The organism is Bacillus sp. OK048, assembly GCF_900103525.1.
Lineage (GTDB): Bacteria > Bacillota > Bacilli > Bacillales > Cytobacillaceae > Neobacillus.
The window spans coordinates 310,054-331,309 of the sequence record NZ_FNHN01000003.1 but is presented as its reverse complement, the minus strand read 5'-3'; the positions used below and the strand labels follow the sequence as shown (position 1 = coordinate 331,309).

Sequence of the window (21,256 nt, the reverse complement as noted above, 5' to 3'; positions counted from 1 at the left end):
ACTAACCCCAAAAACTTACTAAAGATTGCGTAGAAATGTCCTTCATAACGCCGATGAAGGACAAAACTTACTAAAGATTGGTAGAAATGTCCTTCATAACGTGGATGAAGGACAAAGCTTACTAAAGATTGCGTAGAAATGTCCTTCATAGCGTGGATGAAGGACAAAGCTTACTAAAGATTGCGTAGAAATGTCCTTCATAGCGTGGATGAAGGACAAAACTTACTAAAGATTGCATAGAAATGTCCTTCATAACACCGATGAAGGACAAAACTTACTAAAGATTGCATAGAAATGTCCTTCATAGCGTGGAAACTTACTAAAGATTGCGTAGAAATGTCCTTCATAACGCCGATGAAGGACAAAACTTTTTGAAATGGCATTAGAAATGTCCTTAGAAATGTCCTTCATAATGCCGCTCCACTGCTGTGCTCCTAGCAAATAAAAGCAAGATAGTGAAGACTTTTTAGTAAAGCACTCGCCATAAATAAAACGTAGCATAGGCTTGCCAATTCTCCCACCTTTGTGACAGGTTTAAGAGCTCTTCCTTCGCAGGCTTTTTCTCGGATCTGGTTAGGTGTTTGATGGCGTTATGCAGCCCGACATCATCAATTGGATAGGCTGATGTATAGCGTAAGCAGCGCATTAGTACATAATTCGCTGTCCATGGACCAATTCCACGAATCTTTACTAAACTTTTTTCAGCTTCTTTAAGACTATCCATTCTCAATAATTTTTCCTTCGATAATTCCCCACTTGCCATTAGTTGGGCTATACCGATAATATATTCACTTTTTTTCAAGGTCATTTTAATATCTGCTAGGTCTTGAGGTGTTAATTTTGAAATTTGTTCAAAGGTCGGAAAGACCCAATATTTCTTGCCATTCCAATCGATGGATTCTCCAAAATTTTCAACAAATTGCCTCTTTAGTGTGTAGGCAAATGCTAAGTTTATTTGCTGCCCTAATACACCCCAGCAGAGGGCTTCAAATAAATCAGGAACACCAATTAGGCGTAATCCATAGAATTCCTGAACAGGCCCTTTAAGCAGCGGGTCTCCTTTTGCCATTTTATAAAATGGTGTTAAATCGCGATCAAGGTCAAACCATTCGCGAATGTATTTTACAACTTCAATTTGCTCTGACTGTTTAAGAGATCCAGAGTCGTTTAAAAGCTGCACGATCATCTGATTTCGTTCATTTACCTGTATTTGTACTATAGTTTGGATTGTGCCAACCCCAATCCCCTTTGTGATTATTCCGTTTTCGACTTCAAACATACATTCATTTTTATTACGCTCTAAATAGCCCAGATTGGCCTTTATATCAAAATCTGCTGGCAAGTTAATGATGATAACCTCATTGAAATCATGCCAACAGTTCATTTTATTTTGTCTATCAGCCACATTCAACTCTCCACATCATTTTCAATTATTATTTATAGAAATTTCATTAGCTTGCTTTTTTACTTTCCACAACGTCCATTTTACAAGACTTGGAGTTATAATAATAGTACTGGAGGTTATATGCTTCCGGAGGATTCTAGTGTCAAATGGAGGAATCAAAATGAAAACACAAAATAATAAGACTACTATTTATTGGTCACTGTTGAGTTATAAAAATTGGAGTCTATATATTGCAGCGACCGAGAAGGGACTTTGCTATGTAGGCTCAAAGACCAAATCATTTGAGGAATTGTCTTATTGGGCGGAAAAAAGGTTCCCTGGCAGCCCTCTTGTAGAAGATTGTGAGAAACTAGAGCTTTATGCAGCCGAACTAATCGAATATTTTGAGGGGAATCGAAAGAATTTCTCTGTTCCTTTTGATTATCATGGGACAGAGTTCCAAGTAGCGGTATGGAATGCGCTTTGTAAGATTCCGTTTGGAGAAACAAAATCCTACTCTGACATCGCAAATTATATCAATAAACCTGCCGCTGTTCGGGCAGTAGGAGCGGCAATTGGTGCTAATCCGGTGTTAATTACTGTACCGTGCCACCGTGTTGTCGGAAAAAATGGCTCGTTGACCGGCTATCGTGGCGGATTAGAGATGAAGACACAACTCCTTGATTTAGAGCGTCAAGTTTTAGCAGTCGTTACCGGCGGTACAAAATGAGTATCAAATAGCGATTGCATACACAAAAGTAGAACCTGCTGCCGATGATATTGAGATTATTATGGTATGAATAGATTTTAAATTGAAAAGAGTCAGCCTCTGTTCTAAATGAACGGAAACTGACTCTTTTATTTTTGGGAAAAATTTATGAAATTAACTGGACATTTGATGTGGTGAAGATAAAAGATTTGCTGAAACAAGTCTTTTATAAACTGTTATCCCAATCCATGATGCTAAAAATGCTTTTATTAAACCAACAACAATAAATGGTAAAAATCCTGACCCAAATGCAGCCGTCCAAGTCGTATCAATGGCAAATTTTAACCAAACAGTCCCAATGGACAAGGTCACAAGCATACCGATTGTATTGGCAATCATACCGTTTTTGATAGTAAAGCTAGTTTTTTCTAAATAAAGACCTATTAAAAATGCTGCAGGGATGAATCCAATTATAAAACCGCCTCTAGGACCAACAATGACCCCGAGACCACCTGACATTGCACTAAAAACCGGAATCCCAATAGCACCAATTAAGGCATATATAATGACAGATTGAGTGCCATATCTAGAGCCCAAAATGGTCGCTGCTAACCCAACTGCAAGAGTCTGTCCTGTAATTGGAACCAGTGGTAATGGGATGGTAACCTGTGCTAAAATTCCAATGATTGCAGCAAATAATGCACTCAAAATCCACATTTTTAATTGATTGTGAGATCGAAGCATAAACTATTCCCCCTTATTGACTATATGTTAACTAATATTATGTATAGGTTAACATATAAAGTATAAAATGACCTATAAATCTTTGTCAATGTTTTTCTAATAATAAAGATTAAAAATGATCCTCTTCCGTATGATTTCAGCTATACGGTAGGGGTTTTATTTTTCAACAAAAAATTATTGACAAGAAAGTTCAAACTGAATATATTTATCTAATAGTATTAGATACTTCAGAAAGGGGTTTGGAATGGATTATAATGCTTTGGCGAATGAACTAGTTAGAAATATGACAAAATCACCTAAAATGCCGTTTCAGAAAAAGGTTGACGACATTTCACAGGGAGAAAGAAGGATATTAGGGTACTTAACTTTTTTTAAAACTGAAGGTGCGTCATCAGGTGAACTCAGTGAAAAACTGTTTCTCAGCACCCCTCGTGTTGCCTCGGCACTTAAAAGTTTATCCAAAAAAGAATTTATTGAACGAAATAGGGATGAGAATGACAAACGCATTGTCATCGTGACGATAACGATAGCTGGAAAAAGCTTTATGTTGGAAGAACATGAAAAGGCAATATCCATGCTTGAGAAAACGCTAGAAAAACTAGGCGAAAAAGATGCACAGGAGTTTGTTCGAATTTTAAATAGGATTATTGAAAATACCACGGAAGATGAATGATTGTTTTGCAGGCTTAAATGAGAGGCTGCTTTATTTTGAAAAAGTATCTAACACTATTAGATTGTTGTGATTGGAACATAGGAGGTATGTGTATGCTGAAAATTTTTAAATATCTACAGAAAAAAGATTACCTGTTAATAATGTTCAGTTTGGTATTCATTGTGACACAGGTGTATCTAGATTTGAAGCTACCTGATTATATGCGTGAAATAACCATACTTGTACAGACAGAAGGTAGTAAGATGAGCGATGTGCTCATTCATGGCGGATATATGATTTTGTGTGCAGTTGGCAGTATGATAGCTTCTATCATTGTTGGCTTCTTTGCAGCTAAAGTCGCAGCAGGTTATTCTGTTCGCCTGCGTGGAATGGTGTTTGAGAAAACGATGTCTTTTTCGATTGAAGAAATCAATGGTTTTTCAACATCAAGTTTGATTACGCGATCCACAAATGATATTACCCAGATACAGCTGCTTATCGCAATGGGACTTCAAGCCATCGTAAAGGCTCCGATATTAGCTGTTTGGGCAATCTTAAAAATCATGGGTAAGAGCTGGCAATGGACGGCAGCTACTGGATTTGCGGTTTTATTCCTGCTAATTATGCTGTCTATCCTAATTTTAGTTGCACTTCCAAAATTCAAAATTATCCAGAGTTTAACAGATAACTTGAATCGGGTAACAAGAGAAAACTTGACTGGTATTCGTGTTGTTCATGCCTACAACGCAGAAGGATATCAGGAAGAAAAATTTGAAGAAGCCAACAATGCCCTTACAAAAACAAATCTATTTACCAGCCGAATGATGGCAATTATGATGCCGACGATGGGAATCATTATGTCAGGTATGAGTCTAGCCATATATTGGATTGGTGCATTCTTAATTAATGGCGCTGCACTGCCGAATAAATTACCTTTATTCTCGGACATGGTTGTATTCATGTCTTATGCCATGCAGGTGATTATGGCCTTTATGATGCTTTCTTTCGTGTTTATCATGCTTCCCCGTGCTTCTGTCTCTGCTAAACGAATTGCAGAAGTACTTGATACCAAAGCAAAAATCATTGATGGAAATGAGACAAAAGGGAAAAATGGTCTTACCGGAGAAGTTGAATTCCGGAATGTAAGCTTTAAATATCCTGATGCAGCCGAGTATATCCTTCGCAATGTGAGTTTCACTGCAAGTAAAGGTGAAACGGTGGCTTTTATAGGCTCAACTGGCAGTGGAAAAAGTACACTTCTCAACCTTATTCCTCGCTATTATGATGCAACAGAAGGGGAAGTTTTGGTTGATGGTGTCAATGTAAAAAATTATAAGCAGCAATCATTACGAAATAAGCTGGGTTATGTATCCCAAAAAGCAGTATTGTTCAGCGGTACGGTTAAGTCCAATGTAGCTTATGGGGATAATGGGAAGATGTCTTCAGATGAAACAGCGGTCAGGAAGGCAGTTGAGATTTCCCAAGGAAAAGAATTTGTTGAAAAGATGGAAGATCAATATAGTGCAGCAATTGCTCAAGGAGGTACCAATATCTCTGGTGGCCAGAAACAAAGGCTGTCCATTGCGCGTGCCGTTTTCAAACAGCCTGAAATCTATATTTTCGATGATTCTTTTTCAGCACTAGATTACAAGACGGATCGAGCATTGCGCTCCGAACTCAAAAAAGAAACGAAAGATGCTACTACACTAATTGTGGCACAGCGTATAGGTACCATTAAGGATGCAGATCGAATCGTTGTGTTGGAAGATGGCGAAGTTGTCGGTATTGGTACCCATCATGAACTTATGAAAAATTGTGAGGTCTACCAGGAAATTGCCTATTCACAGTTGTCAAAGGAGGAACTTGAAATTGGCTAAGGAAAATAATTATAGAGACGAAAACATGAAATCTCCCAGAGGCATGGGTGGCCCTGGAGGTCATATGGGTAGTCCAGGTGCTAAAGCCAAAAATTTTAAGAAAACGATCAAACAGCTTGTTTCCTATTGTAAGGTGTATTTACCGATTATTATTATCGCATTGGTACTTGCCATGGCAGGTGCAATTTTCAATATCATTGGTCCGGAGATGCTTAGTGAGATAACCGATTTAATTACTGCAGGATTATTGACAAGCATCGATCTTGATGCAGTAGTCAATGTAGCAAGCATTCTTGCTTTCCTGTATGGCCTAGGATTTTTATTTAACTATATTCAAGGCTTCATTATGGCCACGGTCACACAGCGTGTTTCAAAGAATTTAAGGACTGATATTTCAAAGAAAATTAACCGTCTGCCTTTAAAATACTTTGACTCTACTAGTACCGGGGATGTTCTAAGCCGTGTAACGAATGATGTTGATTTGATTGGGCAGACAATGAACCAGAGCTTAGGTACGCTTGTTTCTGCTATAACGATGTTCTTAGGTTCACTCATCATGATGTTTTACACAAACTGGATTATGGCTATTTCAGCAATCGTATCTACCATTTTAGGGTTTGCTTTAATGACTGTCATCATCTCAAAGTCTCAAAAATACTTCGCACAGCAGCAAAAAGAGCTTGGAAAACTGAACGGACATATTGAAGAAACGTATTCAGGTCACAATGTTGTAAAGGTGTATAACGCAGAAAAAGTAGCAAGGGAAACCTTCCATGAGATTAATACAAGACTATATAATAGCGCGTGGAAATCACAATTCATGTCAGGGTTGATGATGCCATTAATGATGTTTGTTGGTAATTTTGGCTATGTGGTAGTGAGCATTGTTGGTGCCGTACTTGCCGTGAAAGGTATCATTTCATTTGGTGTGATTGTTGCGTTTATGATATATATTCGATTGTTTACGCAGCCACTTACACAGATTGCACAAGCGGCTACAAATCTTCAGTCCACGGCGGCTGCCAGTGAACGTGTTTTTGAATTTCTTGCTGAAGACGAGCTCGCAAATGAAAGTGAAAAAAGTAAAAAGCTTAAAACGGCAACAGGTGATGTGGAGTTTAAGAATGTTCGCTTTGGCTATGGTGAAGATAAAATGGTTATCAAAAACTTTTCAGCTGTGGCAAAGGCAGGACAAAAAGTGGCGATTGTCGGTCCTACTGGTGCCGGTAAAACAACTTTGGTCAATCTGCTAATGCGTTTCTATGAAATTAACGGTGGAGAGATTTTGATTGATGGTGTTCCAATCCATGAACTCACACGGGAAAATATTCACGATTTATTCAGTATGGTGCTTCAAGACACCTGGCTATTTGAAGGAACCATTCGTGAAAATATTATCTATTCGAGACAGGGAGTTACGGATGAAGAAGTAAAGGGTGCCTGCAAAGCAGTGGGACTGCACCATTTTATTAAAACTTTACCGAATGGATATGACACGATTCTCGATGATAAAGCAAATCTGTCCGCTGGTCAAAAACAACTCATTACCATAGCGCGGGCAATGGTTGAGCATAAACCTTTATTGATTTTGGATGAGGCAACAAGTTCGGTTGATACCCGTACAGAAGTACTGATTCAGCAGGCAATGGATAAATTGACAGTCGGCAAAACCTCATTTGTGATTGCCCACAGACTTTCGACCATCAAAAATGCTGACTTGATTCTAGTTATGAAGGATGGAGACATTATTGAAAGTGGAACTCATGAAGAACTACTTTCGAAAAATGGATTCTATGCTGAGCTTTATAATAGTCAGTTTGAAGTGGCTTCATAACTTAAAAATTATTGGAAACTGCAATGGCAGTTTCCCTGAAAAGCTAAGAGAACAATTCGTAACTGGAAAATTACGATTGTTCTCTTTTAATTTTTATCTCTTTCAACTTCTGATATTGTTCATCCGGCCACCATGCTCCGCAATCATCCGATACAACACATGCAGCACATTTTTCTAGGTCATAGACGATCATGCCGGTAATAGGAGGAGAATAAAGGTGAAGAGTGACCATTTCGGTATTATTGGATGCTTTCATTTTATGGATAGACTTTTTAGGGGCAAAAAAATATTTGCCTTGTTGATGGTACTGATGAAATAATTCAGTGGGTAAGCCTTTTCCTTTCATCACATAAACAGAGTTAAGGGAAGCACCGGAGACAACTTGTATCCAGCCATGTGATTGGCCATGATCATGAGGGGCACACTCCAACTGTGACCAATTCATTACGAGCAGTTCAACTTCTTCATTTTTAAAAAGAAGCTTTCGATTGTACGGCTTTCCTTCCGTTGGTTCTGGTAAGTCAGTAAGATCATCAAGTGTCATATTCAATTGTAAAAGAGCATTTTTTAACTCTGTTATAGATGGGCTTTTTAATGGTTCAAGAACATTTTTAATTTTGCTTATCAAAGTCATGAAGCTTTCCTCCTATGGTCGTTTTTTCTTAAGTACCCTGAACAACATAGGCACAAGCTGACCGTTAACAATAATCACCCCAATTATAATTATGATTCCTCCAGCAACACTTATGAGAAAAACTTTTTCATTTAAAAGTAATACTGCAGCTATTAACGTTGCAATAGGTTCCAAATATAGAAACATCGATACCTTTGAAGCTTCTAAAACTTCAAGTGCCTTCGCCCAATACCAATAGGCAATGCCTGATACAAAGACTCCAAGAAATAACAAATGAGCCAACTCTGACTGATTTAATAAGGAGAGAGATTCCCAGCCTTTGTTTCGGATAATAAAAGGTGTAGTTAGAATCAAACCTAGCAAACACATATAAAATGTTACGACAATTGGGGGATAAGGAATCTTTAAGCTTTTTAAAAGTACCGAATAAATAGCCCAATTTAGGGTGCTCAATATCATAAGAAGAAAGCCAATATTCATGGCGATATGGAAGGATTGTCCACTTCTTGATGTTGAGACTATGAGTACACCTGTAATCGCTAGGACCATTCCAATAGCCTTCATACTACTCATTTTTTCATGCAAAAAAAGTATTGAAAGGATGACGGTGAAAATTGGGGAAAATGAAATGAGCCATCCCGCAGAGGAAGCATCAATGGTTAACAATGCTGTCGCCTGGAGCACCTGATGAACAAATACGCCAAGAATGCCAAGAACCATTAAATGTGGGACATATTTAATGGAGACAAGTAGACGATAACGCTGCATAAGTACTATCAAAAGCAAAAATAAGGCCCCAATTCCAAATCGAATAACTAGTAACGAATATGGGTCGAGCTTTCCTAGCACAGCCTTTGTTGAAACAAAAGAAACTCCCCAAAAACTAATCGACATCATCGCATACAACGATGCAGTAAGCTTCGACCTATTAGAAGGCATGAATGAGCAACCCTTTCAGAACAAAAAGATAGTTAATCAATCTTATGCTTGTCCAATAAGAAAATGATTGTTCTCGACAAAAAAACTATGTTTTTTAAATACATGGCAGGTATAATATATGAAACAATAACATTTTTACATAAATAAATATTGATTTGTTAGAGGGAGGAAACACATTGAATTTTGAAAAGGTCCAGTGGGGAATTATAGGATGCGGTAATGTTACGGAAGTGAAAAGCGGGCCGGCCTTCCAAAAGATTGAAAACTCCGAGCTCGTTGCCGTCATGCGAAGAACAGGAGAGCTTGCCAAGGATTATGCACAACGGCACCATGTTCCTAAATGGTACGATGATGCTGAAGCGCTAATTAATGATCCTGATGTCAATATCATCTATATTGCAACACCACCAGGGTCACATAAGGAATACACTGTTATGGCAGCACAGGCGGGGAAACCGGTTTATGTAGAAAAGCCGATGGCACGGAATTATGCAGAATGCCAAGAAATGATTTCTGCATGCAAGAACGCTGGAGTACCTCTATATGTAGCCTACTATCGGAGAGGGCAAGCCCGTTTTATCAAAATAAAAGAGCTCTTAGAAAGTAATACAATTGGAGACATACGGTATGTCTCTTCAACCCAGTATCAACCGGCTTCGGAAGAAATAGTTGAATCAAAAAATCTTCCTTGGAGAGTCCAACCTGAATTAGCAGGAGGAGGGCTATTTTTTGATTTAGGAAGTCATACATTAGACATATTAGACTTTTTATTGGGTCCGATTAAATCTGTTCAAGGCTTTGCATCTAATCAAGCTGGACTTTATCATGCAGAGGATATCGTTTCTGGTACATATCTTTTTGAATCGGGTATCCACGGTATCGGTAATTGGTGTTTTACTGCTTTTGAACATGTGGATGTTAATGAAATCATCGGAAGTAAAGGTAAAATAACCTTTTCAACCTTTGGGAACGATCCTGTTACTTTGACTACAGCTAAAGGAACAGAAGAGTTTAGCTTCGAACCGCCGCAACATGTCCATCAACCTCTCGTGGAAACCATTGTGAAAGAGTTAACAGGAGTTGGTAGTAAGTGTCCAAGCACAGGCATTTCAGGTGCGAGGACGAGCTGGGTCATGGATGAATTAGTGAAGAATTTTTATCAGAAAGGGGTATTGTAGATGAGCGTAGTTAAAGTTGGATTAATTGGGATAGGAAATATGGGTAAAACCTATGCACTTCAGTTGGATAAAGCTCAAGTTAAGGGGGCCGAGTTAAGCGCAATTTGTGGCCGGGAGAAACAGTCAGCTTGGGTGACAGACAATTTGTCAGAAAATGTCCAATTTTATACAGATGAAGATACATTTTTAAACGAATCGGAAATAGATGCTATTATTATTGCTACACCGCATTTTAGTCACCCGGAAATAGCAATTAAAGCCTTTGCTAAAGGAATCCATGTCCTTCTAGAAAAACCGGCGGGAGTCTTTACGAAAAATGTAATAGAAATGAACGAGGCTGCAGCAGTATCGGGAAAAACATTTGCAATGATGTATAACCAACGCACAAATCCAATTTTTCAAAAATTACGGAGTCTCATTCAATCTGGAGAACTGGGTGAAATTAAGCGAACAAATTGGATTATTACCGATTGGTACCGCTCACAAAGTTATTACGATTCCAGTAGTTGGAGAGCAACATGGCGTGGCGAAGGCGGCGGCGTTTTATTAAACCAAGCTCCTCACCAATTAGATTTAATGCAATGGACAACCGGAATGGAGTTAAAGAATGTACATGCATTTTGCCATTATGGTAAGTACCACAATATAGAGGTAGAAGATGATGTTACTGCCTATTTTGAATATGAGAATGGGGCTACTGGTGTATTTATTTCTTCAACAGCTGAAGCACCTGGAACGAATCGCTTTGAAGTGGTAGGGGATCGCGGGAAACTAGTGATTGAAAATAATGAACTTACTTTCTTCCGTTTAACACAATCAGAAAGAGAATTTAATGCAACCTATAAAGGTGGCTTCGGTGAACCGGAGTGCTGGAAAATTGATGTTCCTGTGAAAGGTGAATATTTAGGTCATATTGGTATCATTCAAAACTGGATCGATGCAATTTTGAAAGATACACCGTTACTGTCACCTGGTGATGAAGGAATAAAGGTTGTCGAGCTGGTAAACGCTATTTATTTATCATCATGGTTGAATCAGACAGTCGAATTTCCTGTTGACCCGGATGAATATCTTAAATTATTAAACGAAAAAATGAAATCCTAAGTATCCTAGAAGCTGTTCAAATTATTGAACGGCTTCTTTTTTTTCTGGGCAGTGTCATATTATCTCAAAAAACATACAATTTTCTTAAGAGGTAAGAGATATTGAGGAGATGGGAAAATGAAATTTGAAATGCAAAAAGCGATTATCTTGGCTGAAAACATAAAAGGTTTTTTATCATTTGTTCAGAATCAACAGAATAAAAATAACTTTAGGATTGATCCAAATAAATTGTATCAAGTAAAACTTTTGATTGAAGAGTATAAGTTTCACATACTTGTAGATGAACTCATTAGAATAAACCAATTTGATTGGGATGAAAAGTACACGTATTACTTAGTTGATCAATTTAATCGAGGGATCACGATTATTGATGAATACGTAAAGAATAATTCTCATGAATTATTTATTATTTCAGCTAGATTATATACACTAAAGAACCTAAGCAGTTCTTTTGGTAAAGTAGCATAATAATATCTTTATCACTATTCCGCACGCTTGTGCGTTTTTTAGTGAGCGTATATTTTGATAAAGTCCACCGAATAGGGGAAAATATTAATGGAATAGGATATTCATATTGAAAACCTTAAATATAAAAAAGGCGGTCTTATATATGTTTAAAAATTTATTCAAAAGTAAAAAGGCTGAAGATGATCCTACATTTTTACAGCCATTAGAGGGGGAACTCGTACCCTTAGATGTTGTTCCAGATCCTGTTTTTTCGCAAAAAATGATTGGCGATGGTTTTGCAGTCAAGCCGACAAATGGTACGGTTGTTTCTCCTGTTGACGGAGAAGTAATCAGTGTATTTCCTACTAAACATGCAGTAAGTCTAAAGTCCACGGGCGGAAGAGAAATATTAATCCATGTAGGACTGGAGACAGTAAGCCTAAATGGTGAAGGATTTACATCGTTTGTAAGTGATGGACAACGTGTTCAAAAGGGTCAAAAGCTGCTAGAAGTGGATTTTGATTTAATTAAAGACAAAGTACCTTCTATTATTACCCCAGTAATTTTTACTAACTTAGCTGAAAATGAAAAAGTAGTAATTGAGGAATCAGGCGTAAAAATTAAATAATAACAAAAAGAGCAAACTTTTTATGAGTTTGTTCTTTTTTCTTTAGAAGGATATTAAATTTAATATAACTATCTTTCAAAGGTAAACAAAAGTATATTATAATAAAACAAAAGTAAATAAAAATTTTATAATAAAGAGATTGGCACTAATAAAACCAAGGGGATGGAATAGAAATGAAAGTAAGTTTATTTGCAACATGCCTTGTAGATATGTTTCAAAGCAATGTTGGTAAGGCAACGGTTGAGTTGCTTGAAAGGCTTGGTTGTGAGATTGATTTCCCAGAATCACAGGTGTGTTGTGGGCAGCCAGCTTATAACAGCGGTTATACACAAGAGTCAAAAGAGGCGATGAAACGGATGATAAATACCTTCCAGGATGCAGAATATGTAGTGTCACCATCAGGTTCATGTGCCTTTATGTTTCACGAATATCCTCATGTTTTCAAAGATGATCCTATTTGGGAACCGAAGGCAAAGAAATTGGCTGAAAAAACCTATGAACTTACCCAATTTATTGTCGATGTCTTAAAGGTGGAAGACGTTGGAGCGAAACTAGAAGGGACAGCCACCTACCACACCTCCTGTCACATGACGAGATTGCTAGGAGTAAAAGAAGCTCCTATGATTCTACTGAAAAATGTAAAAGGGTTAACCTTTACAGAACTGCCAGGAAAAGAGCAATGCTGCGGGTTTGGTGGTACCTTCTCAGTAAAAATGGCGCAAATATCAGAGCAAATGGTAGATGAAAAGGTTTGCCATGTGGAAGGGACGGGTGCTGAATATCTAATCGGAGCTGATGCCGGCTGCCTTATAAATATCGGAGGACGAATTGATAGAAAAGAAAAACCGATCAAGGTTTTACATATAGCTGAGGTATTAAATAGTCGATGAAGGTGCATTCGCTCACTCGTAGATATCTGGAGTGACCAAAAATAGATGGGAGGACACCAGATGGCAATGAAAATAGGCAAGGAACAATTTAAGGAACGTGTCGACAAAGGGATACATGACGATTTTATGCGTGGTGCCGTTTCGGGTGCTCAGGATGGGATGGGTGTAAAAAGGCGACTCGTAACCGAGGATTTAGGCAACTGGGAGGACTGGCGCTCACATGGAGAAGAAATTCGCCAGCATGTACTTGAGAACCTGGATTATTATTTAGAACAATTAAGTGAAAATGTTGCTAAGCGTGGAGGGCATGTGTTTTTTGCCCAAACGAAAGAAGAAGCAAATGAATATATTCGTGGAATAGTACGCGAGAAAAACGCTAAAAAAATTGTTAAATCGAAATCAATGGTAACCGAAGAAATCAGTTTAAATGCAGCATTGGAACAAGAGGGTTGTGAGGTAATTGAAACAGACCTTGGCGAATACATTCTCCAAGTAGATGATCATGATCCCCCATCCCATATCGTCGTCCCTGCCTTACATAAAAACAAAGAGCAGATTCGGGATGTGTTCACTGATAAGCTAGGCTACACAAAAACCTCTAAGCCAGAGGAATTGGCTTGGCATGCACGGGAAATGCTGCGACAAGAATACCTGTCAGCGGATATTGGTATTACGGGCTGTAACTTTGCAATAGCAGAAACAGGTTCCTTCAGTTTAGTAACCAATGAAGGTAATGCTGATTTAGTAACGGCCTTACCAAAAACACAGATTACTGTAATGGGTATGGAACGGATTGTACCTACTTTTGAAGAAATGGAAGTGCTGGTTTCACTTTTAACTAGAAGTGCTGTTGGCCAGAAATTAACAAGTTACATTACCGTCCTTACTGGACCAAGAGAAGAATTAGATGTGGATGGCCCGGAGGAATTCCATCTGGTGATTGTTGATAACGGCCGCTCCAAAATCCTTGGGGGAGAATTCCAATCTGTCTTACAATGTATTCGTTGTGCGGCATGCGTGAACGTTTGTCCGGTGTATCGTCATGTTGGCGGCCACTCATATGGTTCGATTTATTCAGGGCCAATTGGAGCAGTCCTTTCCCCGCTTCTTGGTGGATATGACGAATATAAAGAGCTTCCATATGCATCAACACTTTGCGGAGCGTGTACGGAAGTGTGTCCAGTCAAAATTCCGTTGCATAATCTTCTTCATAAACACCGAGAAATAATTGTTGAAAAGGAGGGTAAGGCACCTATTTCTGAAAAATTAGCCATGAAGGCGTTTGGGTTAGGCGCTGCATCACCTCTCATTTATAAAATAGGCTCCAAAATTGCTCCAACGGCGATGAATCCCTTTACGACTGGAGACAAGATATCGAAGGGGCCGGGACCATTAAAGGCCTGGACAGATATTCGAGAGTTTCCAGCACCAAATAAAGAGAGATTCAGGGATTGGTTTAAAAACCGTGAAAAAGGGGGCAAATAAGTTGACTGGGACTATACAAAATCGTGATTCATTCTTAAATCAAATTGCCATCCAGCTAGGTCGACCTCGAATTTCTACGCCGGTACAACGACCAAACTGGAGATTCAGACCTCAGGACGAAGTATTAAAAGATGCCACACTGGATGAACTAGTAGAAGTGTTAAGAGAACAGTGTAATAAAATCCATACCACTCTTTATACTATTGATCTTAAAGAATTACCTTCAACCTTAAGCGAAGTAGTTGCTACTTATGGTGGAGGTCCAATCGTCACTTGGAAGGATGAGCGGTTCTCAAAATGGGGTCTTGATTCTCTATTGAAAACGGAATGGCCAAGCCAGGATATCGATGTCTATGAATGGGATCATACGAAAGGGTCAGAGAATATCACAAAAGCAGAACAGGCCAATGTGGGGATCACGATTAGTGAAATCACATTGGCAGAGTCTGGAACGGTTGTCTTGTTTAGTGATGAGAATAAGGGAAGAAGCGTAAGCTTTTTACCAGCCACCTTTATCGCATTGATCCCTAAAAGTACCCTCGTACCAAGGATGACGCAGGCTGCCAAAAAGATGCGGGAGATTCATCAAAAAACAGGCCATGTAGCTTCGTGTATCAATTTTATCACTGGTCCAAGTAATTCAGCAGATATCGAGTTAAACCTTGTGGTTGGTGTTCATGGACCAATAAGAGCATCCTATATCGTAATTAATGACCTATAAATTAAAAGAATCAGGCTGTTCAAAAGGTATTTGAACAGCCTTTGTCCTTACTTGAAAAAGGAGAGATTTCTTTGAAGATTGGCTTTATTGGTACGGGCTGGTTTGCAAAAACGCATGCTGCTCTATTGGCAAAAATGGATGGAGTGGAGGTTACAGCATTTTGTGGTACGAGTATTGAAAAGGCTGAAAAAGAAGCAAGAAACTGGTCAAATGCCAAAGGGTATACAAATGTTGAGGAGATGCTTGATAAGCAGAAACTAGATGCTGTCTATATTTGTGTACCGCCTATGGCACATGGCGCTATTGAGTTTACTTTGATAGAAAGAAACATTCCATTTTTTGTGGAAAAACCACTTGGAATCGATGAACAGCCACTTTACATTGCAAAGAAAATCGAAGAGAAGGGACTTATCACCTCGGTTGGATACCAATGGCGTTATAAAGAAACCACAAAGAAAGCTTTATCGTTACTTGAAAACCGTAATGTTGGGATGGCACTTGGCTATTGGATGGGAAACATGCCAATGGTTCCTTGGTGGAGAAATCAAAAAACATCTGGCGGACAATTTGTGGAACAAACCACACATATTGTCGATTTATTACGTTTCTTGTGCGGTGATATTACGGAAGTTTATGCAGCATACAGCAGCAACATCATGAACGAAAAGGTAAAGGGAACAACGGTGTCAGATGTGGGCACTGTCACCATGAAACTAAAGAATGGTATGGTTGCAACTGTATCAAATACCTGTATCCTGCCAGAATCGGGCAAGGTCGGACTAGACTTTTATACAGATAAAGGAGTTTTAGAGCTTGGTAATGAGGGATTACGTGAGGTTAAAGGTAATCAGATTTTAGAATATAAAGAACAGGTAAATCCATACATTGAAGAAAATAAGATTTTTCTAAATGCAATTAAAACCGGCAACCCATCCCAAATTTTATCAAACTATAAAGATGCAGTAATTACCCATCAAGTTACGATGGCCGCCAATCAGTCAGCTATAAGTGGGCAACCAATAATAGTGAAAAACTTTGCGTTGTGAATGGGTAACTAGAGTAAGGAATTTTTCCTTTATTCACAAAAGTATGATAAGGAGACAGAAAAATATCATTTCGATATTGGGGAGAACAAGAAAGTCTAATAGCAAAAAGAATGCGGTCATGTTATTGAATAGATAACGGTTTAACATTCATGCTTGGTTAAGAAGGAGGATTATTTATGGATAATGTACCAAATAGAATCTTCCTTGCAGCAGATTCAACTGTACAGGATTATGATGCCAGTGAAAAACATCAGGGAGGCTGGGGAGAGTTTCTGCAGGTCTTTTTAAATGAGGAAGTACGAGTATCTAATCACGCTATTGGTGGCCGAAGCTCGAAAACATTTATAGAGGAAGGGAGATTACTTGCCATATCAAAGGAAATAAATGCTGGTGATTATTTATTCATACAAATGGGTCATAATGATTCGACAAAAAGTAAACCTGAACGTTTTACAGAGCCATTTACAACCTATAAGCAATTTTTAAAAATGTATGTTACGAGTGCAAGAAATAATCGTGCAGTACCTGTATTCATAACCCCGCCAGCAAGGATGCACGAAAAAGATGGAAAATTTATTAATGATTTTCCTGAATACTGTGCAGCAATGAAAGAAGTTGCTTTAGAGGAAAAGGTAACTTTAATAGATTTAATGGAGAAAAGTCTTAGACTGTTGAATACCATTGGCAATAAGGAATCCTTAAGTTTATTTATGGCATCAGTAAACGGAACAGATTTTACTCATTTTACGAAAAAAGGTGCCTATCAAATGGCAGGTCTTGTGGTTGATGGGATAAAAGAAAGCAATCTGCCGTTACAGAAACAATTAATAGTGATATAGATACACTGTTTTTTAATTAATCTAATCTGAATTTTTAATTAAACTCTAAAAATAGTTTAAATATAATTAAGATGTATACTCTGGGAATCTTTTTTGAAAATTATCCTAATCACTAGTCATTAAATTTGAGGAGGAAATCATAAATGCATAGACATGAAATCGAAAAGAAAATTGATTTACTAATTGATAACCTGATTAACTTAAATGATCCAGATGGGAAATACGCCATTCCACTTGCTGATGGCAGAAAAATCGATAACAAAAGCTTTAATTATTGGGAATGGACAGCAGGCGTTGGACTGTATGGAATGATGAAATACTATAAATTAACAAAAAAAGAAGAAGTATTAACTATTATCGTAAAGTGGTTCGATGATCAATTTAAAGAACTTCCAGTAGAAAAAAACGTTAACACAATGGTACAAATGTTAACGCTTGCATATTTGTACGAAGAAATAGGTAATCCAACATACCTTCCATATCTAGAAACGTGGGGTGACTGGCTGTACCATGATATGCCGCGAACAAAGGATGGCGGAATTCAGCATGTTGTATTTGGTAATGAGAATTATCAGCAATTATGGGATGACACCTTGATGATGAGCGTTCTGCCTTTAACCAAAATCGGTTTATTGTTAAATAAACCAGAATACGTAGAAGAGGCAAAAAAACAATTTTTAATACATATTAAATATTTATTTGATAAGAAAACGGGATTATGGTTCCATGGCTGGACGTTTGAAGGCAATCATAACTTTGCCGAAGCGTTATGGGGTCGTGGAAATTCATGGGTAACCATTGCTATTCCTGAATTTTTGGATTTAGTAGAACTACCTGCAAATGACCCTGTTCGTCAGGTATTAATTGATACGTTAGAAAGTCAATTGGAAGCATTAGAAACATGCCAAAATGAAAATGGGTTATGGCATACCCTGTTACTTGACCCTAGTTCATATGTAGAAGCCTCCTGTACCGCTGGATTTGCTTTTGGAACGTTACGTTCTGTTCGTAAGCGTTACGTGGATAGTAAGTATATGGATATGGGCTTAAAAGCAATGAAGGCAGTGGTTGAAAATATAAATGAAAACGGAGAATTAGGAAACGTTTCAGCAGGAACCGCGATGGGTGAAACCCAAGATTTTTATAAACAAATTCCAGTCACTGCGATGCCGTATGGACAGTCCATGGCAATTCTATCGTTAGTAGAGTATTTGTATCACAGAATATAAGAGAATGACAAGTAATGCTAGACCCGGTCAATCTTTTAACAATAGAAACGTACAAAAATCAATCTCCTCCTTGAAGAAACCATCGAACCTTATATTGATGAGAGTGTTGGTTTTTTAAAAGAAAAATATTAACTATTAATCAATAGGCTGTGTTAAAGGTAAATGTTGATTTCACTCAATTTGAAAAATAGGCGGAGAAATTCCGTTTATTTCGGGAAATTCCCATATTTCCCTTAAAATAAGCGGAGTTTTTCCGGTTATACGTTCCAAAACGATGGCTTTTGTCTTATTGTGAACAGTTAGTCGGAATATCTCCGCTTATATCTGCTCCTTAAGCCTCACTATCGACATTAGCCGGAAATTCTCCGCTTAAAAATTTTTCTACACGGAAATCAACAATGAATAATAACAGAGCCATTCAATAAAATAAGTTGAAATAGGGTGAATAGGAATGAATAAAATTGTTGTTTGTGGATTAAGTAACAGAGCCTTAGGTATGTTTATTGATTCAATCCTTCATCAATTTGGATCACAAAATCAAATCGTCGGAGTACTTGATAATGATCCGCGAAGAATAGAGATTTTTCATGATAGTTTTCCAGAATTAATATCTGTTCCCGCTTATCATTCCGAACAATTCCAACAGATGATCGATGAGACAAATCCTGACACCGTTATTGTAACGAGCAGGGATGATACTCATATTGATTATATATTGAAAGGGTTAGAGAATAACTTAACGGTTATTACAGAAAAGCCGATGGTGACCAAAGCAGATGATGCTAGAAAAGTTATCGAAGCAGAAAAGAAAAGTAGTGGAAAAGTAATTGTCGCCTTTAATTACCGCTATAATCCGTTTCATCGGAAGATAAAAGAATTAATTCTTGAAGGGAAAATTGGCAGAGTAACTTCCGTTGATCTAAATTGGTATATTGATACGTATCATGGTGCCAGCTACTTCAAAAGATGGAACCGCAACCGGGATTTTTCAGGCGGCTTATCGATTCATAAATCTACACATCACTTTGATTTAGTCAATTGGTGGCTGGATCAAAAACCAGAAGAGGTGTTTGCATATGGGGCTTTAAATTATTTCGGGAAAGACGGAGAATTTAATCCAAGTCCGACAGACAATCGTTACTGCAGCACATGTCAGGAAAAACACTTATGTCAATACTATATGCGCTGGTCAAACCGCCGAAATAATATCACCGCGAAAGACGATCATATTAAAGCCGATAGCATAGAAAAATCATCTCAAAACTATACACATTATCGTCCAGACTCTTGTATCTTTGATCATGAAATTGAAATCGAGGATACCTATGTTGCCACCGTTAAGTATGATAAAGGTGCATTTTTAAGCTATTCCGTTAATTTCTCTCTTCCATATGAAGGCTATCGTTTAGCGATTAACGGTACAAAAGGAAGAATTGAAACTACCGAATACCATGAACCAAGCCGTATTCCATTTTCTGTTCCTGAACAAACTATTGAGTTTTATCCGTTATTTGGCGGGGCAAAGGAGACCATTCATGTTCTGCAAACTGGAGGAGGACATGGAGGGGGAGACCCAGTATTGCTAGAAGATCTCTTCATGGGAGTAGATCAAACTCGTCCTTATGAAATTTTAGCTGGTGCTGAAGCGGGCGCATACTCCATCGCTGTTGGTGAAGGTGTATGGCGTTCAGTAAAAGAAAATAAGCCAATGAAGATTGATGAACTACTGAAAAATAGCGTAGATCTTTCAATGCCAAAAGTAGTTTTATAGAGCTTTTGGTTACCGTTGAAGTAGAAAAATGAAGAAAGAGGGAATCAAACAAGCCCTTCGGTTCTTAGTTAAGGAGGATAAAAATGCCACAATTAGTACTTGAGGAAACCAAGATTTCACAGGCAATCGATAGAGTAGTAGATAGAACCTTTAATATGGATTTCAGTTGGGATTGGCCAGGAGGCGTAGCCTTCTTTGGTGTAGCGGAAGCCTACGAAGCAACCGGTGAAATGAAGTATTTACAATCTATTAAAGATTGGGTAGATGCCGAATTAGAAGATGGCCTTCCTAGGCTAACGGTAAATGCCTCCTCGATTGGTCATATCCTGTTAACGTTATACAAAGCTACAAATGAAGAAAAGTATATTGAAAATGCGATCCAAATGGCGGACTATTTGCTTCATGACGCGGAGCGCTTTGGTGATGGTGTCCTGCAGCATACTGTAAATGGAACGAAATATCAATTCCCTGAACAAGCATGGGTTGACACTATGTTTATGGCAGGATATTTTCTGTTGAGAATTGGCCACCAGTTAGACCGCGACGATTATTTCAACTTTGGATTAAAGCAATACCATGGACATGAAACGTTTCTCCAGGATGACATCACAAATCTTTATTATCATGGCTGGGATCATCTCGGACAAAACCATATGTCAGGAATTTTTTGGGCTAGAGGAAACAGCTGGGCGGCCTACACCATGGCGCGGGCACTTGAACTAATTGCGGTTCAGCATCCGTCCTATATGATTATTCAAGGTTCTTTACGTGATCAATTAAGTGCGTTAGTTCGCTTACAATCAGATACAGGTCTTTGGTATACGATTGTAGATGATCCAACGTCTTATCTTGAAACCTCGGGTTCAGCCGGGATTGCTGCTGCTTTGCTAACAAGTGGGAAGTTATATAACAAGTTTATTCAAAAATCGATTGAGGGAATTCTTGGCCAAATTCGTGAGGACGGATCGGTTATGGGAGTATCAGCAGGAACTGCCGTTATGTTTGATGCGAACGGATACAAAGAAGTTCCCTATAAACGAGTACAAGGATGGGGACAAGGTCTTGTATTAGCCTTTTTATCACTGCTATTAAAAAGAGAAAATAACAATTAGTATAGTAAACCTGTGGAAAGATGCAAACTTCCA

The 21,256-nt window shown here is 38.2% G+C and carries 19 protein-coding genes and 1 pseudogene; 16 read left to right on the top strand and 4 right to left on the bottom strand.

What is annotated here, in order from left to right; genetic code table 11:
- Positions 1-466 precede the first annotated feature (466 nt).
- Positions 467-1,384, bottom strand: a complete 918-nt coding sequence (locus tag BLR86_RS07880) for a DNA-3-methyladenine glycosylase 2 (RefSeq protein ID WP_090760364.1) — start codon at positions 1,382-1,384, stop codon at positions 467-469.
- Between the two features lie 181 nt (positions 1,385-1,565).
- On the opposite strand from BLR86_RS07880, the gene BLR86_RS07875 reads away from it, so the two are divergent.
- A complete protein-coding gene (locus BLR86_RS07875; RefSeq protein ID WP_090760040.1) occupies positions 1,566-2,114 on the top strand; it encodes a methylated-DNA--[protein]-cysteine S-methyltransferase in 549 nt (182 codons plus the stop codon).
- A 153-nt stretch (positions 2,115-2,267) separates the two neighbouring features.
- Here the strand turns inward: BLR86_RS07875 and BLR86_RS07870 are convergent, their stop codons facing one another.
- Entirely contained in the window at positions 2,268-2,837 is a 570-nt protein-coding gene (locus BLR86_RS07870; RefSeq protein ID WP_090760038.1) for a biotin transporter BioY, read from the bottom strand.
- Positions 2,838-3,081: 244 nt separating this feature from the next.
- On the opposite strand from BLR86_RS07870, the gene BLR86_RS07865 reads away from it, so the two are divergent.
- The 3 genes from BLR86_RS07865 to BLR86_RS07855 all read left to right on the top strand — a co-directional run bounded on the left by BLR86_RS07865 (position 3,082) and on the right by BLR86_RS07855 (position 7,200).
- Entirely contained in the window at positions 3,082-3,510 is a 429-nt protein-coding gene (locus BLR86_RS07865) for a MarR family winged helix-turn-helix transcriptional regulator (protein WP_090760036.1), read from the top strand.
- A 92-nt stretch (positions 3,511-3,602) separates the two neighbouring features.
- Entirely contained in the window at positions 3,603-5,366 is a 1,764-nt protein-coding gene (locus tag BLR86_RS07860; RefSeq protein ID WP_090760034.1) for an ABC transporter ATP-binding protein, read from the top strand.
- Positions 5,367-5,409: 43 nt separating this feature from the next.
- On the top strand, positions 5,410-7,200 hold the full coding sequence (locus tag BLR86_RS07855) for an ABC transporter ATP-binding protein (RefSeq protein WP_254782277.1): 1,791 nt from the start codon (positions 5,410-5,412) through the stop codon (positions 7,198-7,200).
- A gap of 70 nt (positions 7,201-7,270) precedes the next feature.
- Here the strand turns inward: BLR86_RS07855 and BLR86_RS07850 are convergent, their stop codons facing one another.
- Complete coding sequence (locus BLR86_RS07850) at positions 7,271-7,834, bottom strand: cysteine dioxygenase (RefSeq protein WP_090760032.1); 564 nt, start codon at positions 7,832-7,834, stop codon at positions 7,271-7,273.
- Between the two features lie 12 nt (positions 7,835-7,846).
- Complete coding sequence (locus tag BLR86_RS07845; protein WP_090760030.1) at positions 7,847-8,773, bottom strand: DMT family transporter; 927 nt, start codon at positions 8,771-8,773, stop codon at positions 7,847-7,849.
- Between the two features lie 176 nt (positions 8,774-8,949).
- Between BLR86_RS07845 and BLR86_RS07840 the strand changes: the two genes are divergently transcribed.
- The 12 genes and pseudogenes from BLR86_RS07840 (at position 8,950) to BLR86_RS07785 (ending at position 21,223) form a co-directional block, all read left to right on the top strand.
- On the top strand, positions 8,950-9,951 hold the full coding sequence (locus BLR86_RS07840; protein ID WP_090760028.1) for a Gfo/Idh/MocA family protein: 1,002 nt from the start codon (positions 8,950-8,952) through the stop codon (positions 9,949-9,951).
- Complete coding sequence (locus tag BLR86_RS07835; RefSeq protein WP_090760026.1) at positions 9,952-11,055, top strand: Gfo/Idh/MocA family protein; 1,104 nt, start codon at positions 9,952-9,954, stop codon at positions 11,053-11,055.
- Positions 11,056-11,172: 117 nt separating this feature from the next.
- Positions 11,173-11,523 carry a hypothetical protein gene (locus tag BLR86_RS07830; protein WP_090760024.1) on the top strand — a complete coding sequence of 117 codons (351 nt, stop codon included), beginning with the start codon at positions 11,173-11,175 and terminating at the stop codon, positions 11,521-11,523.
- 190 nt (positions 11,524-11,713) lie between these two features.
- Positions 11,714-12,130 (top strand): annotated as a pseudogene (locus tag BLR86_RS07825) (PTS glucose transporter subunit IIA); the annotation flags it as partial.
- Between the two features lie 173 nt (positions 12,131-12,303).
- Positions 12,304-13,020 (top strand): (Fe-S)-binding protein, encoded by a 717-nt coding sequence (locus BLR86_RS07820; protein ID WP_090760020.1) that lies wholly within the window; start codon positions 12,304-12,306, stop codon positions 13,018-13,020.
- Positions 13,021-13,080: 60 nt separating this feature from the next.
- Positions 13,081-14,505, top strand: a complete 1,425-nt coding sequence (locus tag BLR86_RS07815; protein WP_090760018.1) for a LutB/LldF family L-lactate oxidation iron-sulfur protein — start codon at positions 13,081-13,083, stop codon at positions 14,503-14,505.
- A 1-nt stretch (position 14,506) separates the two neighbouring features.
- Entirely contained in the window at positions 14,507-15,226 is a 720-nt protein-coding gene (locus tag BLR86_RS07810) for a LutC/YkgG family protein (RefSeq protein WP_090760016.1), read from the top strand.
- A gap of 71 nt (positions 15,227-15,297) precedes the next feature.
- Entirely contained in the window at positions 15,298-16,272 is a 975-nt protein-coding gene (locus tag BLR86_RS07805; RefSeq protein WP_368086763.1) for a Gfo/Idh/MocA family protein, read from the top strand.
- A gap of 176 nt (positions 16,273-16,448) precedes the next feature.
- Complete coding sequence (locus tag BLR86_RS07800; RefSeq protein WP_090760012.1) at positions 16,449-17,111, top strand: rhamnogalacturonan acetylesterase; 663 nt, start codon at positions 16,449-16,451, stop codon at positions 17,109-17,111.
- Between the two features lie 143 nt (positions 17,112-17,254).
- Complete coding sequence (locus BLR86_RS07795) at positions 17,255-18,340, top strand: beta-galactosidase BglB (protein ID WP_090760010.1); 1,086 nt, start codon at positions 17,255-17,257, stop codon at positions 18,338-18,340.
- A gap of 451 nt (positions 18,341-18,791) precedes the next feature.
- Positions 18,792-20,111, top strand: a complete 1,320-nt coding sequence (locus BLR86_RS07790; protein WP_090760009.1) for a Gfo/Idh/MocA family protein — start codon at positions 18,792-18,794, stop codon at positions 20,109-20,111.
- 83 nt (positions 20,112-20,194) lie between these two features.
- Positions 20,195-21,223 (top strand): glycoside hydrolase family 88/105 protein, encoded by a 1,029-nt coding sequence (locus BLR86_RS07785; protein ID WP_090760007.1) that lies wholly within the window; start codon positions 20,195-20,197, stop codon positions 21,221-21,223.
- Positions 21,224-21,256 lie beyond the last annotated feature (33 nt).

What these genes read in the sequence shown, in the direction of transcription:
- BLR86_RS07850 (WP_090760032.1), bottom strand. Translation starts at nt 7,834, where the DNA reads ATGACTTTGATAAGCAAAATTAAAAATGTTCTTGAACCATTAAAAAGC.
- BLR86_RS07865 (WP_090760036.1), top strand. Translation starts at nt 3,082, where the DNA reads ATGGATTATAATGCTTTGGCGAATGAACTAGTTAGAAATATGACAAAA.
- BLR86_RS07820 (WP_090760020.1), top strand. Translation starts at nt 12,304, where the DNA reads ATGAAAGTAAGTTTATTTGCAACATGCCTTGTAGATATGTTTCAAAGC.
- BLR86_RS07785 (WP_090760007.1), top strand. Translation starts at nt 20,195, where the DNA reads ATGCCACAATTAGTACTTGAGGAAACCAAGATTTCACAGGCAATCGAT.
- BLR86_RS07790 (WP_090760009.1), top strand. Translation starts at nt 18,792, where the DNA reads ATGAATAAAATTGTTGTTTGTGGATTAAGTAACAGAGCCTTAGGTATG.
- BLR86_RS07860 (WP_090760034.1), top strand. Translation starts at nt 3,603, where the DNA reads ATGCTGAAAATTTTTAAATATCTACAGAAAAAAGATTACCTGTTAATA.
- BLR86_RS07830 (WP_090760024.1), top strand. Translation starts at nt 11,173, where the DNA reads ATGAAATTTGAAATGCAAAAAGCGATTATCTTGGCTGAAAACATAAAA.
- BLR86_RS07815 (WP_090760018.1), top strand. Translation starts at nt 13,081, where the DNA reads ATGGCAATGAAAATAGGCAAGGAACAATTTAAGGAACGTGTCGACAAA.
- BLR86_RS07845 (WP_090760030.1), bottom strand. Translation starts at nt 8,773, where the DNA reads ATGCCTTCTAATAGGTCGAAGCTTACTGCATCGTTGTATGCGATGATG.
- BLR86_RS07795 (WP_090760010.1), top strand. Translation starts at nt 17,255, where the DNA reads ATGCATAGACATGAAATCGAAAAGAAAATTGATTTACTAATTGATAAC.
- BLR86_RS07800 (WP_090760012.1), top strand. Translation starts at nt 16,449, where the DNA reads ATGGATAATGTACCAAATAGAATCTTCCTTGCAGCAGATTCAACTGTA.
- BLR86_RS07835 (WP_090760026.1), top strand. Translation starts at nt 9,952, where the DNA reads ATGAGCGTAGTTAAAGTTGGATTAATTGGGATAGGAAATATGGGTAAA.
- BLR86_RS07875 (WP_090760040.1), top strand. Translation starts at nt 1,566, where the DNA reads ATGAAAACACAAAATAATAAGACTACTATTTATTGGTCACTGTTGAGT.
- BLR86_RS07880 (WP_090760364.1), bottom strand. Translation starts at nt 1,384, where the DNA reads ATGAACTGTTGGCATGATTTCAATGAGGTTATCATCATTAACTTGCCA.
- BLR86_RS07855 (WP_254782277.1), top strand. Translation starts at nt 5,410, where the DNA reads ATGGGTGGCCCTGGAGGTCATATGGGTAGTCCAGGTGCTAAAGCCAAA.
- BLR86_RS07870 (WP_090760038.1), bottom strand. Translation starts at nt 2,837, where the DNA reads ATGCTTCGATCTCACAATCAATTAAAAATGTGGATTTTGAGTGCATTA.